Origin of the sequence: Thermoactinomyces sp. CICC 23799 (assembly GCF_016055145.1) — a bacterium.
Lineage (GTDB): Bacteria > Bacillota > Bacilli > Thermoactinomycetales > Thermoactinomycetaceae > Thermoactinomyces > Thermoactinomyces intermedius.
Map to the genome: position 1 here is coordinate 188,224 of NZ_JAECVV010000003.1, position 15,008 is coordinate 203,231.

General features: G+C 49.1%; 15 protein-coding genes. 10 read left to right on the top strand and 5 right to left on the bottom strand.

The genetic code is table 11. The features are described from left to right. Positions 1 to 35: 35 nt before the first annotated feature. The 3 genes from I8U21_RS05295 (at position 36) to I8U21_RS05305 (ending at position 2,069) form a co-directional block, all read left to right on the top strand. Positions 36 to 338, top strand: coding sequence for a hypothetical protein (locus I8U21_RS05295; RefSeq protein ID WP_181732243.1), 303 nt, complete (start codon positions 36 to 38; stop codon positions 336 to 338). A gap of 88 nt (positions 339 to 426) precedes the next feature. Beyond that, the gene (locus I8U21_RS05300) at positions 427 to 1,497 is read left to right on the top strand and encodes a type III polyketide synthase (protein WP_181732244.1); all 1,071 of its coding nucleotides are present in this window, start codon (positions 427 to 429) and stop codon (positions 1,495 to 1,497) included. Positions 1,498 to 1,499: 2 nt separating this feature from the next. Continuing rightward, positions 1,500 to 2,069, top strand: a complete 570-nt coding sequence (locus I8U21_RS05305) for an isoprenylcysteine carboxyl methyltransferase family protein (protein ID WP_198053431.1) — start codon at positions 1,500 to 1,502, stop codon at positions 2,067 to 2,069. 25 nt (positions 2,070 to 2,094) lie between these two features. Here I8U21_RS05305 and I8U21_RS05310 read toward each other — a convergent pair whose 3' ends face one another. From I8U21_RS05310 to I8U21_RS05325, 4 genes are all read right to left on the bottom strand, one after another. Beyond that, positions 2,095 to 3,510 carry an alanine/glycine:cation symporter family protein gene (locus I8U21_RS05310; RefSeq protein WP_198053432.1) on the bottom strand — a complete coding sequence of 472 codons (1,416 nt, stop codon included), beginning with the start codon at positions 3,508 to 3,510 and terminating at the stop codon, positions 2,095 to 2,097. Positions 3,511 to 3,619: 109 nt separating this feature from the next. Next, the gene (locus tag I8U21_RS05315) at positions 3,620 to 4,006 is read right to left on the bottom strand and encodes a hypothetical protein (protein ID WP_198053433.1); all 387 of its coding nucleotides are present in this window, start codon (positions 4,004 to 4,006) and stop codon (positions 3,620 to 3,622) included. Next, the gene (locus tag I8U21_RS05320) at positions 4,003 to 4,338 is read right to left on the bottom strand and encodes a hypothetical protein (protein ID WP_181732248.1); all 336 of its coding nucleotides are present in this window, start codon (positions 4,336 to 4,338) and stop codon (positions 4,003 to 4,005) included. Before I8U21_RS05320 ends, I8U21_RS05315 begins: the two co-directional genes overlap by 4 nt. Positions 4,339 to 4,470: 132 nt before the next feature. Beyond that, positions 4,471 to 5,961 carry an FAD-dependent thymidylate synthase gene (locus I8U21_RS05325; RefSeq protein WP_181732249.1) on the bottom strand — a complete coding sequence of 497 codons (1,491 nt, stop codon included), beginning with the start codon at positions 5,959 to 5,961 and terminating at the stop codon, positions 4,471 to 4,473. A gap of 131 nt (positions 5,962 to 6,092) precedes the next feature. Between I8U21_RS05325 and pdxK the strand changes: the two genes are divergently transcribed. From pdxK to nikC, 6 genes are all read left to right on the top strand, one after another. Continuing rightward, positions 6,093 to 6,920: a pyridoxine/pyridoxal/pyridoxamine kinase gene (gene pdxK, locus I8U21_RS05330; RefSeq protein WP_198053434.1), complete on the top strand. Its 828-nt coding sequence runs from the start codon at positions 6,093 to 6,095 to the stop codon at positions 6,918 to 6,920. 267 nt (positions 6,921 to 7,187) lie between these two features. Beyond that, complete coding sequence (locus I8U21_RS05335; RefSeq protein WP_198053435.1) at positions 7,188 to 8,180, top strand: ABC transporter ATP-binding protein; 993 nt, start codon at positions 7,188 to 7,190, stop codon at positions 8,178 to 8,180. Next, on the top strand, positions 8,167 to 9,135 hold the full coding sequence (locus I8U21_RS05340) for an ABC transporter ATP-binding protein (RefSeq protein ID WP_198053436.1): 969 nt from the start codon (positions 8,167 to 8,169) through the stop codon (positions 9,133 to 9,135). Before I8U21_RS05335 ends, I8U21_RS05340 begins: the two co-directional genes overlap by 14 nt. Before the next feature lie 93 nt (positions 9,136 to 9,228). Then, positions 9,229 to 10,836, top strand: a complete 1,608-nt coding sequence (locus I8U21_RS05345) for an ABC transporter substrate-binding protein (protein ID WP_198053437.1) — start codon at positions 9,229 to 9,231, stop codon at positions 10,834 to 10,836. 80 nt (positions 10,837 to 10,916) lie between these two features. Next, positions 10,917 to 11,927: an ABC transporter permease gene (locus I8U21_RS05350; protein ID WP_181732326.1), complete on the top strand. Its 1,011-nt coding sequence runs from the start codon at positions 10,917 to 10,919 to the stop codon at positions 11,925 to 11,927. A gap of 77 nt (positions 11,928 to 12,004) precedes the next feature. Beyond that, positions 12,005 to 12,847: a nickel transporter permease gene (gene nikC / locus I8U21_RS05355; RefSeq protein ID WP_181732327.1), complete on the top strand. Its 843-nt coding sequence runs from the start codon at positions 12,005 to 12,007 to the stop codon at positions 12,845 to 12,847. A 43-nt stretch (positions 12,848 to 12,890) separates the two neighbouring features. Here the strand turns inward: nikC and I8U21_RS05360 are convergent, their stop codons facing one another. Continuing rightward, positions 12,891 to 14,648, bottom strand: coding sequence for a menaquinone biosynthesis decarboxylase (locus I8U21_RS05360; protein ID WP_181732254.1), 1,758 nt, complete (start codon positions 14,646 to 14,648; stop codon positions 12,891 to 12,893). Positions 14,649 to 14,761: 113 nt separating this feature from the next. Here I8U21_RS05360 and I8U21_RS05365 point away from each other — a divergent pair, with 113 nt between their 5' ends. After that, the gene (locus I8U21_RS05365) at positions 14,762 to 15,007 is read left to right on the top strand and encodes a glutaredoxin family protein (protein ID WP_309544797.1); all 246 of its coding nucleotides are present in this window, start codon (positions 14,762 to 14,764) and stop codon (positions 15,005 to 15,007) included. Position 15,008: the final 1 nt, after the last annotated feature.

The following is a 15,008-nucleotide window of genomic DNA, read 5'->3' on the forward strand; positions in this document are numbered from 1 at the left end:
TCTTCTCCACTTTTCGACAGAGAGGAAGACAGAAATTGGGCAACCTGATCAAAGCAATCTTTGGGCTTTTTGCCAATCTGATTCCTATTATTGAAACGCTTTTTTTGACGTTTGTGATTGCCAGGTATTTGGAGTCGACTTCCACCGGGATCATTTTGTTTATCGTGTTGATGATCGGTTCGTTTATCTGGCATTCCCTGGTCAAGGGGATTGCCTGGGGGGCCATGGTTTATTTGACGATGACCCAAGGGGATTCCTCCGGCATGCTCTTTGCCGTCATCTTCGCATTGGTGGTCGGGGTTTTGCGTTTTTTCTTGGAAAAATGGTTGCGAAAATAACCGCCAACGTCTTTATTGGATCGTATGTTTTGAAGGGAAAAGTAGAAGAATACTCCTAAACAATTTCACTTGTTTAGGAGTGTCTGTCATGCCCAAAATCCTTGCCGTGGGAACTGCAGTCCCCCCCTATTCCGTGAAACAGGAAGAAGCCCAGGCGTTTGCCAGGGAATTATTTGCCCCGTCTTTTCCGCAAATCGAACGTTACATGTCCGTTTTTGATCACGCTTCCATCCACAACCGGTATATCAGCCAACCGATCTCTTGGTATAAACAACAACACCCGTTCACGGAAAAAAACCGGATTTACGTCGAAACCGCGACCGAACTGGGGGAAAAGGCCATCCGGACGTGTCTGGATAAGCAAGGATGGACTCCAAAGGACATCGATCATTTGGTGTTTGTCTCGACGACCGGGATAGCAACGCCCAGCATGGATGCCCGTTTGATCAACCGGTTGTCGATGAAAAGCGATGTGAAGCGTACCCCGGTTTGGGGCTTGGGCTGTGCCGGAGGGGTGGCGGGACTGGCCAAAGCTTATGAATTTGCCAGAGCTAATCCGTCGGAAAAAATATTGCTGCTGGCCGTGGAATGTTGCAGTTTGACCTTTTGTCCTTCGGATCATTCCAAAAGCAACTTGGTGGCCACTTCGTTGTTTGCAGACGGGGCGGCCGCCGTTTTGATCTGCGGGGATCAGGTATCTCTTCCGGACGGGACATTTCCGGAAATTGCCGCGACTCAAAGTTTTTTGTGGCCGGAAACGGAAGAGGTGATGGGATGGGATTTGACCGCAGACGGATTGAAAGTCATTTTTTCCCGCAGCATTCCCGAACTGGTGCTGAAAAAAGCGAAGCCGGTGGTGCAACGGTTTTTTGATGAAGCCGGGGTCCCTTTATCACAAGTTGATGTGTTTTTAACCCACCCGGGCGGGAAAAAAGTGTTGGAAGCTTATCAAAAAGCGTTGAATCTCCCTCCCGGGAGCCTGGACGGAGCCTTTGAAATATTGGCCGGTTACGGCAACATGTCATCAGCGACGGTCTTGTTTCTTTTGGAACGGGAGCTCATGCAACCACATCCTGCGGGAAGTTACGGCCTCATGGCAGCGATGGGCCCGGGTTTCAGCCTGGAATTATCTTTGTTGCATTGGGAAAAGGAGGGATGATCATGCCGATCTGGGGAAGTTGGCTGTTATGGATCCTGGTCATTGTGCAAAGGCTTTATGAACTGCGGATTGCACAAAAAAACGCCCGGTGGATCCGGGAACAAGGAGGCGTTGAATACGGCGGAAAACATTATCCGTGGCTGGTTTTGATTCATGGATGCTTTTTTCTCAGTTTGCTTTTGGAGGGGCGATGGGGAAGGACAGAGCCGGTTTCATGGTGGTGGGTGCCGTTTCTGTTGTTTTTGGGGGTGCAGGGGTTAAGGATATGGGTGATGCGATCCCTGGGGAAATACTGGAACACCCGGATTTATGTGATTCCGGGCAGAAAACCCCAAAACCGCGGCCCTTACCGCTATATAAGGCATCCGAATTATGTTGTGGTCCTGTTGGAGTTTGTTTTGTTGCCGCTTTGTTTTGGAGCCTACGGCACGTTGATCGTTTTTCCCCTCGTAAACTTCCTGTTTTTGTATTTAATCCGCATTCCGGCGGAGGAAAAAGCTTGGCAAATGTATGGGGAAGACCCGGATGAAATCATGAAGAAACACCGTTTTTTCCCTTCGTTTCAGAAATAAAAAATCCCCCGGGCGGGGGATGATGTCAGCCTGTCCGACGGGCGGACCCGCTTTTTTCCCAGCAATCGGCATTGGTCAGGTCTTGGATCTGATCGCTGGTGAAACTCGGGTTTTTCCCTTCTTTCAGTTGTTGATGATAGTTTTGGAGCACGGCAAACGCCACTTTTCCCAAGAGGAGGATGGCAATCAGGTTGAGTATCGCCATCAAGCCCATAAATAAATCGGCCAAATCCCAAACGACTTGAACTTGAGTGACAGAGCCCCAAATGACCATGGCAACCACGGCCAAACGGTAAATCAAAAGCCAGGTTTTGTTTTCGCGAATAAATTCGATATTGGTTTCCCCGTAATAGTAGTTCCCGATCAAAGAGGAGAAAGCAAACAGGAAAATGCTGATGGTCAAAAAGTGTTCCGCCCACACGCCTACTTGCTGGTTCAAAGCCAATTGGGCAATTTCAATGCCGGAAAGGTTGTCGTGAGTAAACGCGCTGGAGAACAAGACAATCATGCTTGTACAACTGCAGATGATCAACGTATCCACAAAGACGCCGAGAGCTTGAATCATCCCTTGTTTGGCGGGATGTGAAACCGTGGCGGTTGCCGCCGCGTTCGGTGCACTTCCCATCCCGGCTTCATTGGAAAAGAGTCCGCGCTTGATTCCCTGCATCATGGCCGCACCGATTCCGCCGCCGACGGCTTGTTCCAGCCCGAAGGCACCAGCGAAAATTTGCTTGAATACGGCCGGCAACTGCGTAATGTTTGTCAACACGACATAAAGAGCGAGCAAAATATAGATGACTGCCATGACCGGAACCATCCACTCCGTGATACGGGCCACCCGTTTGACACCACCGAAAATAATAACCGCAAAAACCAAAGCAATAATGAGTCCGAGTACGGCCCGGTTGATGCCGTAGGTGGATTCAAAAGCCACCGTAATGGTGTTGGCCTGTACGGAGTTGAAGACAAGCCCGAAGCACAGGGTGATCAGGATTGCAAACAAAATCCCCATCCACCGTTTGTTGAGTCCTTTTTCCATATAATAAGCGGGTCCGCCGCGAAACGTATCCCCGTCCTTCACTTTATAAACTTGCGCCAGGGTTGCTTCGATGAATGCGGAGGCACTGCCGATGATGGCAATCAGCCACATCCAAAAAACAGCACCCGGACCGCCGATTGCAATCGCCATGGCGACACCGGCAATATTCCCGACGCCGACACGGGACGCCGTACTGATACAAAATGCCTGAAACGATGAAATCCCGTCTTTTTTTCCCATTCCTTCGCCGAGCAAACGAAACATTTCTTTGATAAACCGGAACTGGACAAAGCGGGAACGAATGGTAAAATATAAACCCGCAACAATTAACAAAGCCACAATGACATACGTCCATAACACATCATTGATTGCCAGTACATACTTGTCTAATAGATCGACCATCCGATCACCTCTGTTCAAGAAATTTACACATTTACACAATTTATTTTATATCACAAAAAAATACATTTCGTCATTGGATGAATATAACAATCCAAATGAACAGAGGTGATTAATTGGAAGATGAATTGTTTTCAAATCCTTCCGACAAATCTCTTTTCTTGGTTCGTTGGTATACATCATGGGGATTGCGGGGCTTTTGGGCGATGCGAAATCCGACGGCAACAAAATAGATGGTTTTTTTTTCGGGAATATACCGGTAGATCAATCGGAGATCAGGGCGTTGTCTTTTGCGGGGTCGTGCGACGGAAAAAAATTTTTTCTTCCGGAATCCGGTCAGCGGGGGATATTTCAACCGGGCGGCTTTGTAAGGGTTTCGGATGACTTGGACAATGGCGCGGTCCAGTTGGATCAAAAATTCCTTGAATCGTTTTCGTCCCAACCTGCTGGCGATGAATAACAAGTCGTCGCGAAATTGCGGGTGATACTTTTCAATCATGAGGACGATGATCCTTTGTCGATCGTTTGTTCAAAGAAGGCAAGGCGGGACATTTGTTCCGGCTTTTCCAGCCATTGGGTTTCCGGAAGCCGGCTCCGTTCCTGCAACATTTCGTTCCATTTCATGTCCTCCAAAATTTCCTCCAGTTCTTCCAAACGGTGCATCAGCTGTTCATACGTCTTTATATCCAGAATCACGGCCCGCAACTGATTGTCATGGACCAATCCGAGCTTTTTGCAGGTGTTCAACAGATCATCAAAGAGATGGCGGTTATTCATTTCCTTGAGCTCGCTGGTGGAAATCAGTTCATTTTGAGCAAAAGGTTTGGACACGGGATCGAACACCTCCGTTTCTGTTATAAGTCTATTATACCTTTTATCGGGTAATTCATGAATATTTTGCTTTTACTGAAACAGAATAATACATCACGGCATGAAAACGGGTTCCATGCCGTGACAAACCGGTCAGTTGCCGATCCGGCGCTGTGCATATTTGGCCAGTGCCGGATGATGGGTTTTCAGTTCTTCAAACAAAGATAAAAACGTTTGGCGAATATCCCATTGCGCTTCCGGGGATGTTCGCAAATTGATCAGGTGGTACAGCTCCCACAAACTGGCCGTGGCGGTGACTTGCCGGTGGTGCGCGTTCGTCACCACATAGGCGGCGGCTTCCGGATTCCATGACTCGATGTCTTGGTAGACGTTTTCCGCTTCATGGAGGAAGGATTCAAAACGTTCTTCCAGTCCGGCTTCCCGGATGTGGGGAGGGATGGTATATCCGAGATGAATGGTTGGCAAGCCGTGGCTGAAGTGTGTACGACGGTTGTGACGGAGCAGTTGGTGCCAATTTGCCTCGGAAATGAGCAATTCAAACTGGTAATGAATATGATCAAATTCCCATCGGGGATTGTCAAAAAAGCGCAGTTCGCTTAACGCCGTTTCGGCAATATGTTCCTTTTGTTCTTTGGAATACGAACGGGCTTGTTGCTGTGCTTGCTCATAAGAAAGAGCTGTTTCGCTGATGAGCAGCCGGGTGACCAGTTCCGTCAACGCTTCTTCATAGTCCGGAATGTGAACCATGCGGGCGCGCGGGCCATGAACCGGTTGCAAAGACGGGACTTGCCCGGAGAAAAGTTCTTTCAGCTTTTCTCTGGTGTGCAGCAGATAATCGTTCGGTTTTACATATTTCAACAGCGTCGGGATCACCTGGCTGATTTCACGTTCCATTTCTTTGGCCAGCTTGCGGCATTCGTCGTAGGGGCTGGACAGAAGCCGGACCAAAGTGTCCCGTAACGCACGTCCGTTGCCGGTCATGCCCAGGTTGGTGAACGTGGCCAAAGTGAGGACATAGCGGGCATCTTCAAACGCGATTTTTTCAATCCGCATCTGGCAGGCGCGTTCCGATTCGCCCGGGTTTTGCGGGATCACCTTCACCAAATATGAGATCAGGCCATCGAGCAATTGCTCATATGTGTCATAAGCTTTGTCCTGCAAAGACAAAAATTTTTCTTTCAACCCGGGGTTTTGTTCCAGAACGGGAGGTACATAAAAATCGCCCCGTTTCGGCCGCTGATAACGCTGGCTGTATTCGGTGAAACTGTTAAACGGGTTGGCCAATTCCAATTCCGCCGATGCCAGCCGGCTGATCTTTTCAATTCCGATGTGTGCAACGGCGTGTTCCGCCACGCTGCTGTGGCCGTAACCGACAACCCATTTTTCATGAAAGCGGGCCGCTTTTTCCGAATGCTCCCGGGCGGCACCGGTCGTCTTCAGATTGACGTTTAATTCTTCATCGGACAACAACTTTCGCAAATTGTCGCGGAAGCTGGCTGAAGAGCGGCTCACATAGGCAAAAATGACGGCAATCACTTCTTCAGGCAAATTAAAAATGGTGTATACATTTTTATCAAGATTGGATACATAATGGGATAAATCGATTTTTTGCTCCTGTTTCATACTTCCACCCTCCCTGTCATTGCCTTACATTCTAGCAAAATTCCTGCCAATGGAAAATGGAGAAAAATGTTGTGAAATGATGTGAGAAAGTTTAAGCTAATTTTGAGCTGACGAAAGGTAGGAGGATGAAGATGACAACCAGATACAAAGTCCTGACGATTGCAGGTTCCGACAGTAGCGGAGGCGCAGGAATCCAAGCAGACTTGAAAACATTTCAGGAACGCGGCGTCTATGGAATGTCAGCCATCACCACCATTGTGGCGATGGACCCGGATCATCAATGGAATCACAAGGTGTTCCCCATTCCTTTCGATACATTTCAGGATCAATTAAAAACGATTTTGCAAGGGATCGGCATCCATGCGTTAAAAACGGGCATGCTGGGATCAGTGGAGATCATTGAATATGTGGCCCAAACCATCCGATCCCAAGATGTCCCGGTGGTGATTGATCCGGTGATGGTATGCAAAGGGACGGATGAGGTGCTCAATCCCGAAACAGCCGATGCATTGAGGGAAATCCTGATTCCGCTGGCGACCGTGGCAACCCCCAACTTATTTGAAGCCGGCCAGCTGAGTAAAATGCATCCGATCCGCACGGTGGAGGAAATGAAAGAAGCGGCGGCGCGCATTCACGACCTGGGGGCAAAAGTGGTCATTATCAAAGGCGGAAGCAAGTTGGAGCACGAAAAAGCAGTCGATGTCGTCTATGATGGCCATACCTTCGAAGTGATGGAAGAAGAACGGGTGGAAACCCCTTATGTTCACGGGGCCGGTTGCACATTTTCCGCAGCCATTACCGCCGAATTGGCCAAAGGAAAAACGGTTCCGGAAGCCATTCGCTTGGCCAAAGCCTTCATCACCGAAGCCATTCGCGGCGGATTTCCGTTAAATGAATATGTGGGTCCCGTGCTTCATATGGGTTACCGGCTGAAAAACGGGAACGAGGATTTGAAATAACAGGGCAGATGGACCAATCTGCCTTGTTTTCTTTTATTTTTAATGGAAAAAACAAGGGTTTATTTTCCATTTCGGGAAGGAAGTATCCAAAAGTAGAAAGGAAAGGATTTATTTTTTAAAAGGGATTTTTGATTATACAGAGAATATAAGGAATTGATAATATTTTTATTCAAAATAAAAAATAATTAATCGGAAAAATGGGAATCAAAAGAAGAAATCCGCTTATGATCGGATTTAAGAGGTTTTTAACAAATCGAGGTGATCCATTTGACTCAGCCCGTGTTGGATATCCGGCAATTGAAGCTGCATTTTTTTTCGGAAAAAGGAGTGGTCAAAGCCGTTGACGGGATTGACCTGACCATCCGCCGGGGAGAAATCGTCGGTCTGGTGGGAGAATCAGGATGCGGAAAAAGCGTGACCTCGCTGAGCATTATGGGGCTGGTTCCGCAACCGCCCGGAAAAATCGTCAATGGTTCCATTTGGTTTGAAGGACAAGACCTGACCAAACTTTCACAGAAAAAAATGCAGAAAATTCGCGGTAGAGAGATTGCAATGATTTTTCAGGAACCGATGACCTCCCTGAATCCGTTGTTTACGATTGGAAATCAATTGGTGGAAGCGGTACGGGCGCATGAAAAATGTTCCAAAAAAGAAGCGGAAGCCCGTGCTGTTGAGATGTTGGAAAAAGTGGGGATCTCCCGGAAGGGGATTTTGCGTGATTATCCCCATCAGTTGTCCGGCGGAATGCGCCAACGGGTCATGATTGCCATGTCCATGATCTTAAATCCGAAGTTATTGATCGCTGATGAACCCACGACCGCACTGGATGTCACCATTCAGGCACAAATTCTTGATCTGATGAAACAATTGAATGAAGAATATCAAACGGCGATTTTAATGATCACTCATGATTTGGGGGTTGTCGCGGAGATGTGTGACCGCATTGTGGTCATGTATGCCGGGCAAGTGGTGGAGGAAACCGACCGCCACCGTCTGTTCAGAGATCCGAAGCATCCTTACACCCGGGGATTGTTAAAGTCGATTCCCAAGTTGAATGAGAGGAAAAAACGGTTGTATGCCATTCCCGGCCAAGTGCCGACTCCCCGGAACATGCCCGCAGGATGTCGGTTTGCTCCGAGGTGTGAGTTTGTCATGGATCGTTGCCGCAAAGAAACACCTGAACTGACCGAAGCAGACAAGAACCATTACAGCCGCTGTTTTTTGCATCAGAGGGAGGAAACGGCACATGGTACTGATTAACGTGAAAAATTTAAAGAAAAGTTTCCCGGTTTACGGGGGATTGTGGAGCAAAAAAGTCGGGGAAGTCAAGGCGGTGGATGACGTCAGTTTCACCATTGAAGAAGGAGAAGTGTTGGGGATTGTCGGGGAATCGGGCTGTGGGAAATCGACAACCGGGAGAACCATCATCCGCTTGTATGAACCCAGCGGCGGCGAAGTGGAATTCAACGGGAAAAATTTGTTTGCCCTGGGCAAAGAGGAGATGAGAAAAACCCGCAGAGACTTGCAAATGGTTTTTCAGGATCCTTTTGCATCCCTCAACCCCCGGCAAAAAGTACGGGAAATCCTGGAAGAACCTTTGATTGTCCATTCCATGGGGACGCCCAAGGAAAGAAAAGAACAAGTGCAGGAATTGCTCCGGGTGGTGGGGCTCAATGCATTTCACGGTGAACGGTATCCCCATCAATTCAGCGGGGGGCAGCGGCAGCGGATCGGAATTGCCCGCGCACTGTCGACCAAACCCAAACTGATTGTTGCTGATGAGCCGGTATCGGCATTGGATGTGTCGATTCAGTCGCAGGTTTTGAATCTGATGATGGATTTAAAGGAACAGTTCTCATTGACCTATCTCTTTATTTCGCATGATTTAAGTGTTGTCAAACATATCAGCGACCGTGTCGGCGTGATGTATCTGGGGCGCATGGTGGAAATATCCCCGCGCGACGAGCTTTATGAAAAGCCGCTGCATCCTTACACCCAGGCCTTGTTGTCGGCCATTCCCGTTCCGGATCCGACGGCCAAGCGGGAACGCATCATTCTTGAGGGGGATGTGCCGAGCCCCGAAAATCCGCCGCAAGGCTGCGCGTTTCATCCGCGTTGTCCATATGTGACGGACCGTTGCAAGGAGGAACGTCCGGAATTGAAAGATGCCGGCGGCGGACACATGGTTGCCTGCCACTTGGTCCATGAGGGGTGAAAAAAGATCCTTTTTTGACTTGATGGGGGAGGTGGTTGGTCGGGAAAACGTGATGATGCAATCAAACAAGAAACTTATAAAGGAGGATGAAAGATGAAAAATCGTTTTTGGATTGTCAGTGTGATGGCTATTTTCCTTCTTTCCACCATCCTGGCCGGATGTGTCGAAAAAGATTCGGCGAAAAGCGGAAAGACATTGATTTACGGGCGGGGAGCCGACTCCAAGTTGTTGGATCCCATCCAGGTGACGGATGGAGAATCGTTTAAGCCGACAGACCAGATTTTTGACAATTTGGTCGAATATGACCAAAAAACAACCGAAGTGGTGCCAGGACTTGCTGAAAGTTGGGAAACCAGCGAAGACGGGCTCACATGGACGTTCCATTTGCGAAAAGGCGTAAAGTTTCATGATGGCACCCCGTTTAACGCCGAAGCGGTGGTTTATAACTTCCAACGTTGGATGGATCCGGAACATCCCGAGCATAAAGGCGGGGAATTCCCTTACTACGGATATATGTTTGGCGGGTTTAAAGGGGATGAAGGTCACGTGATTGACAGTGTGAGTGCCCTGGATGAATATACGGTGGAATTTAAACTGAAAAAGCCTTTGGGGCCTTTCCTCAGCAATCTGGCCATGTCTCCGTTCGGAATTGCATCCCCGACGGCCGTGAAAAAAGATCCGGTGCAGTTTGCGCAACATCCGGTCGGAACCGGTCCCTTTAAGTTTGAAAGCTGGAAGAAAAATGACACGGTCGTGCTCGTGAAAAATGAGAACTATTGGAAAAAAGGGCAATCGAAACTGGACCGGGTGATTTTTAAATCGATTCCGGATAATGCGGCCCGCTTTTCTGCATTGAAATCAGGGGATATTGACATGATGGACGGACTCAATCCCAATGATGTCCAACTGGTCAAACAGGATCCAAACTTTGAACTGTACGCACAAGAAGGCATGAATGTGGGTTATTTGGCTTTAAATACCGAGAAGGAACCGCTGAACAATGTCAAAGTGCGGCAGGCGATCAACCATGCGGTGAATAAAGAAGCCATTATCAAAAACTTTTATGCAGGCCAGGCCGTGCCGGCGGTCAACCCCATGCCTTCCATGATGTGGGGATACAATGACCAAGTGAAAGATTATGAATATGACCTGGATAAAGCGAAGCAATTGCTGGAAGAAGCCGGATATCCGGATGGCTTTGAAGTGGAATTTTACGCGATGACCGAACCCCGTCCGTATATGCCGAACGGAAAGAAAATTGCGGAATTTATTCAGGCGGATTTGGCCAAAATCGGCATCCGGGCCAAAATTGTGACTTATGACTGGCAAACGTATTTGGACAAAACCGGAAAAGGGGAACATCAAATGGCGTTGATGGGTTGGAACGGCGACAACGGAGACCCGGATAACTTCTTGTACGTCTTGTTGGATAAAGACAACACGCGGACGCCGGACGCCGGAAACATTGCTTTTTATAAAAGCGATGACGTGCATGACCTTTTGATTCAGGCACAAAGCTTAACCGATCAGGAAGAACGTGCCAAACTTTATGAACAAGCACAGGAAATCATCAAAGCGGATGCGCCTTGGGTTCCCATAGCGCATGCGACTGTCAGCTTTGCCGGGCGGAAAGAAATCACCGGCTTTGTTCCTCACCCGACCACACAGTTGAAATTGGAAGTTGTTGATCTGAAGAACTGAAAACAGGTGTAAAGGCGGCATTGCGGGGAGTCCGCAGTGCCTTCTTATTCATTGCAAGAGTCAGGTGGTGAATGGATGTTATGTTGGCTTACACGATACGCCGGATTTTGATGTTGATTCCTGTGTTGATCGGCATGTCGCTCATTACCTTTTCCATCGTGCATGCCATCCCGGGGGATCCGGCCAAAACGATCGCGGGTGACAAAGCGACACCGGAACAATTGCAGGAAATCCGGGAAAGTCTGGGATTGGATCAACCGTTTTACATTCAATATTTCAACTATGTCAAAGGACTGTTGCATGGGGATTTGGGGACATCCTTGATCACCAACACCCCCATTTCCGAAGAAATCGTTCCTTTTTTGGCCGCCACGGCGGAACTCACCTTGGCCGCCATGTTGATTGCCGTCTTTTTCGGGGTAAATCTCGGGATTTTATCGGCTTGGAAGCAAAATTCATGGCTGGACTATGGATCGATGCTGATTGCGTTGGTCGGGGTTTCCATTCCCGTGTTCTGGCTGGGGTTGATGGAACAGTGGCTTTTTGCCCAGGTTTTGGATTGGTTGCCGTCCAACGGGAGAGTGGATCCCCGTCTCGGTTTTGAGCCGCTCACCCATTTTTATATCTTGGATTCCTTGTTATACGGGGATTTTGAGTGGCTGGGCGATGTGTTGAAGCATTTGATTCTGCCGGCGGTTGCACTGGGGACCATCCCGATGGCGATCATTGCGCGGATGACGCGCTCCAGCATGTTGGAAGTCATGAGATCCGATTATATTCGTACGGCCCGGGCCAAAGGATTATCCGAGTTTTGGGTGATTTACAAGCATACGTTAAAAAATGCATTCATCCCGATCCTGACCGTGATGGGGCTGCAGATGGGCTTGTTGCTCGGGGGAGCGGTTTTGACAGAGACCATTTTCAGCTGGCCGGGAGTGGGCCGATATATTTATGACGCCATCACACAAAGAAATTATCCGGTGATTCAGTCCGGAATATTGGTGCTTGCAACGATTTTTGTCGTGATCAATCTGATCGTCGACCTGTTGTATGCATGGATTGATCCCCGCATCCAATATGGGAAGGAGTGATGAAGGTGCAGCAAATTTCATCCGGGATTCAGCCGCCCGCGCCGGATGCGGCCGCTCATTCGGGGCTGGAAGAAAACATGGAAACCCATTCCCTTCGTGATTTTTTTCAAGCTTTTGTCCGGCACCGTTCGGCATTGATCGGCACTTCTTTGGTGATGATCTTTATCTTGCTGGCGATTTTTGCCCCGGTCCTGACTCCTTATGATTATCAATCTTCCAGTCCGGATACATTACAGCCCCCGTCGTCGTCCCATTGGTTTGGAACGGATGATTTGGGACGGGATATTTTTACCCGGGTGGTGTATGGTGCGCGGATTTCCTTGTGGATCGGTTTTGTGGCGATCACCGGGTCCATCGTGATCGGGAGTTTTTTGGGATTGATTGCCGGTTATTACGGCAAATGGGTTGATTCGGTTATTTCCCGCTTGTTTGATATTTTGCTCGCTTTTCCGAGTATTTTGCTGGCCATTGCAATTGTGGCCATGCTGGGGCCGAGTTTGAACAATGCTTTGATTGCGATTGCCATCATCAATATCCCCAACTTTGGCCGGTTGATGCGTTCTAGGGTGTTAAGCGTCAAGGCGGAAGATTATGTCCTGGCGGCCAAAGCTCTCGGGATGAAGAACAGCCGCATTTTATGGAAACATATCCTGCCCAACTGCTGGACACCGATCATGGTGCAAGGGACGCTGGGCTTTGCCACGGCGGTGATTGAAGCCGCGGCACTCGGGTTTTTGGGATTGGGAGCCCAGCCTCCCCAGCCGGAATGGGGAACCATGTTGTCCGATTCGCGTGAATTTATCCAGCTCGCACCTTGGACCATGATTTTTCCGGGAGTGGCCATGATGTTGACGGTTCTCGGGTTTAATCTGTTGGGAGACGGCCTCAGGGATCTTTTCGATCCGCGGATGAAACAGTAAGAAAACGGTGTGCCCGGTTTCGGGACACACCGTTTTTGCATTCTCAGGAACCAAAATATTCTTTCCAGCGTTCGTCCACTTTTTTTGTGATGGAGGGGGCGGGCACCAGTTCATCGGGGTATCCCGGCTTCATCCGTGCATCCACGATGAAGGGGAATTGGTAATGTGGATGGTGGTGCTGAAACCTGGTTTGTGCATGGATGTCCGTTGCCGGGTTGAACCGGGTGAAAATGGTCCACAAAAATGCGGTTTGCCCGCCGGCCGCCCGGATGTCATCAACCAAAAAGACAAAGGGCCATCCGGACAAGTCCTCTTTATGGTTGCGGAGGATCTGTTCTGCCAGTTCCGGATTTTGTTCATAAGGCTCCGCTTCCAGGACAAGGGCGCCTTTGCAATATACCCGGGCGTCGCGGATGCCTTTCATCTCCGGCCCGTCAAAGGATGCCGGCAACGTGCGTTTCGGTTTCCCGGTGCCGATCAGCACGGCTTTGCTTCCGTGATTGAGCCGTTTGCCGGTATAATCAAGGGTGTCCATCGAAGTGTGGTTAAAGATGAACAAATCGGTGGCCGGATCCATCCGTTCAAGAACAGTTTCAAATAATGTCGGGAAATCTTCGAGCGATAACGACTGATCGGTTAAGATCAGGAACTTGGTGAGTGTCAGCTGCCCTTCGCCCAAGATCCGGAAAGCATTGGCCAGCACCTCGCGCTGGTAGCTTTCCCGTACGACGGCAGCCGCCAGCGAATGGAAGCCGGTTTCAGAATACGTCCATAAATCACGCACACCGGGCATGACCATGGGGAAGGCCGGGGACAACAAACGCTGCAAAAACTCACCCATGTAATAATCTTCCTGGCGGGGTTTGCCCACAACCGTGGCGGGATAAATCGCATCTTTGCGATGATAAACTTCTTTCACATGGAAGACGGGGAATTCATGCGCCAGGGAATAGTAGCCGTAATGATCCCCAAACGGCCCTTCCAACCGGCGCTCATGCGGGGGGACCATCCCTGCCAGTACAAATTCCGCTTCCGCAATGAAAGGATAGCCGTTTTTACCGGTGACGACCGGCAGTTTTTCGCCCATGATCAAAGAAGTCAGGATCAATTCAGGCAAAAATTCCGGAACCGGTGCAATGGCCGAGGCAATCAGTGCCGGAGGCCCGCCCAGGTGAACATGGACCGGCAACGGCTCGTTAAGTTTTTCGGCTTCATAATGGTGAAATCCCCCGCCTTTATGGATTTGCCAATGCATGCCGGTGGTTTGTTTGTCAAAAATTTGCATGCGGTACATGCCGAGATTGTGTTGTTTGCTTCGGGGATGCTGCGTATACACGAGCGGAAGCGTGATGAAAGGCCCGCCGTCTTCCTGCCATGAAGTGATCACCGGAAGCCGGGTGAGATCGGTTTTGTTTTGTTTGGTTTCCAAAACCGGCGCTTTGTTTGCCGGCACGGTTTTAAGGCCGACTTTCAACAGCTCCTTGAAGACGTTCCGTTCGTTCCAAATCGCTTTTGGGGTCGGGGGCATCAACTTGTCCATGAGCGACACAATTTGTTTCATCAATTGCTCGGGACGCGGGCCAAATGCCATTTCCACCCGCCGGGGGGTGCCGAATAAATTGGAGACCACCGGGAAGGAACTTCCTTTTACCTGTGTAAATAATAAAGCAGGTCCGCCTTCTTCGATTACGCGGCGGTGTATTTCTGCCAACTCGAGGAAGGGATCCACTTCGGCATGGATTTCCACGAGCTCGTTTTCAGCTTTTAATTTTTGGATGAACTGACGTAAATTTCTATACAAATTGCATCTCTCCCAGTTTGATGGACTATTTAGGCTCTAGCCACATTATAACGGAAAACGGACGGTTTGCTTGCGCGGGATCATGAGGAGCAAAGGAGTGTCAGACATTGAAAGTGATCGTATATTCGAGGCCCCATTGTTTGGAATGCAATGTGCTGAAGCGGTTTTTGAATGACTATAAAATCCCGTATGAAGAAAGAGATTGCTCAAAAAATCCGGCCTACTTGGAAGAAGTGAAAAAAATGGGATTTTTGGGCGTTCCGGTGACAGTCGTGCATGGCCGGGCCATTGAGGGATTACAACCGGATGCGATTTTAGCCGCTTTGGAAAAACAAGACAAAAATGTCAATGTGGATTAAA

Excerpts from the sequence above, each read along its gene's own strand:
- I8U21_RS05300 (WP_181732244.1), top strand. The coding sequence starts at position 427 with ATGCCCAAAATCCTTGCCGTGGGAACTGCAGTCCCCCCCTATTCCGTG.
- I8U21_RS05305 (WP_198053431.1), top strand. The coding sequence starts at position 1,500 with ATGCCGATCTGGGGAAGTTGGCTGTTATGGATCCTGGTCATTGTGCAA.
- I8U21_RS05310 (WP_198053432.1), bottom strand. The coding sequence starts at position 3,510 with ATGGTCGATCTATTAGACAAGTATGTACTGGCAATCAATGATGTGTTA.
- I8U21_RS05315 (WP_198053433.1), bottom strand. The coding sequence starts at position 4,006 with ATGATTGAAAAGTATCACCCGCAATTTCGCGACGACTTGTTATTCATC.
- I8U21_RS05325 (WP_181732249.1), bottom strand. The coding sequence starts at position 5,961 with ATGAAACAGGAGCAAAAAATCGATTTATCCCATTATGTATCCAATCTT.
- pdxK (WP_198053434.1), top strand. The coding sequence starts at position 6,093 with ATGACAACCAGATACAAAGTCCTGACGATTGCAGGTTCCGACAGTAGC.
- I8U21_RS05340 (WP_198053436.1), top strand. The coding sequence starts at position 8,167 with ATGGTACTGATTAACGTGAAAAATTTAAAGAAAAGTTTCCCGGTTTAC.
- I8U21_RS05345 (WP_198053437.1), top strand. The coding sequence starts at position 9,229 with ATGAAAAATCGTTTTTGGATTGTCAGTGTGATGGCTATTTTCCTTCTT.
- I8U21_RS05350 (WP_181732326.1), top strand. The coding sequence starts at position 10,917 with ATGTTGGCTTACACGATACGCCGGATTTTGATGTTGATTCCTGTGTTG.
- nikC (WP_181732327.1), top strand. The coding sequence starts at position 12,005 with ATGGAAACCCATTCCCTTCGTGATTTTTTTCAAGCTTTTGTCCGGCAC.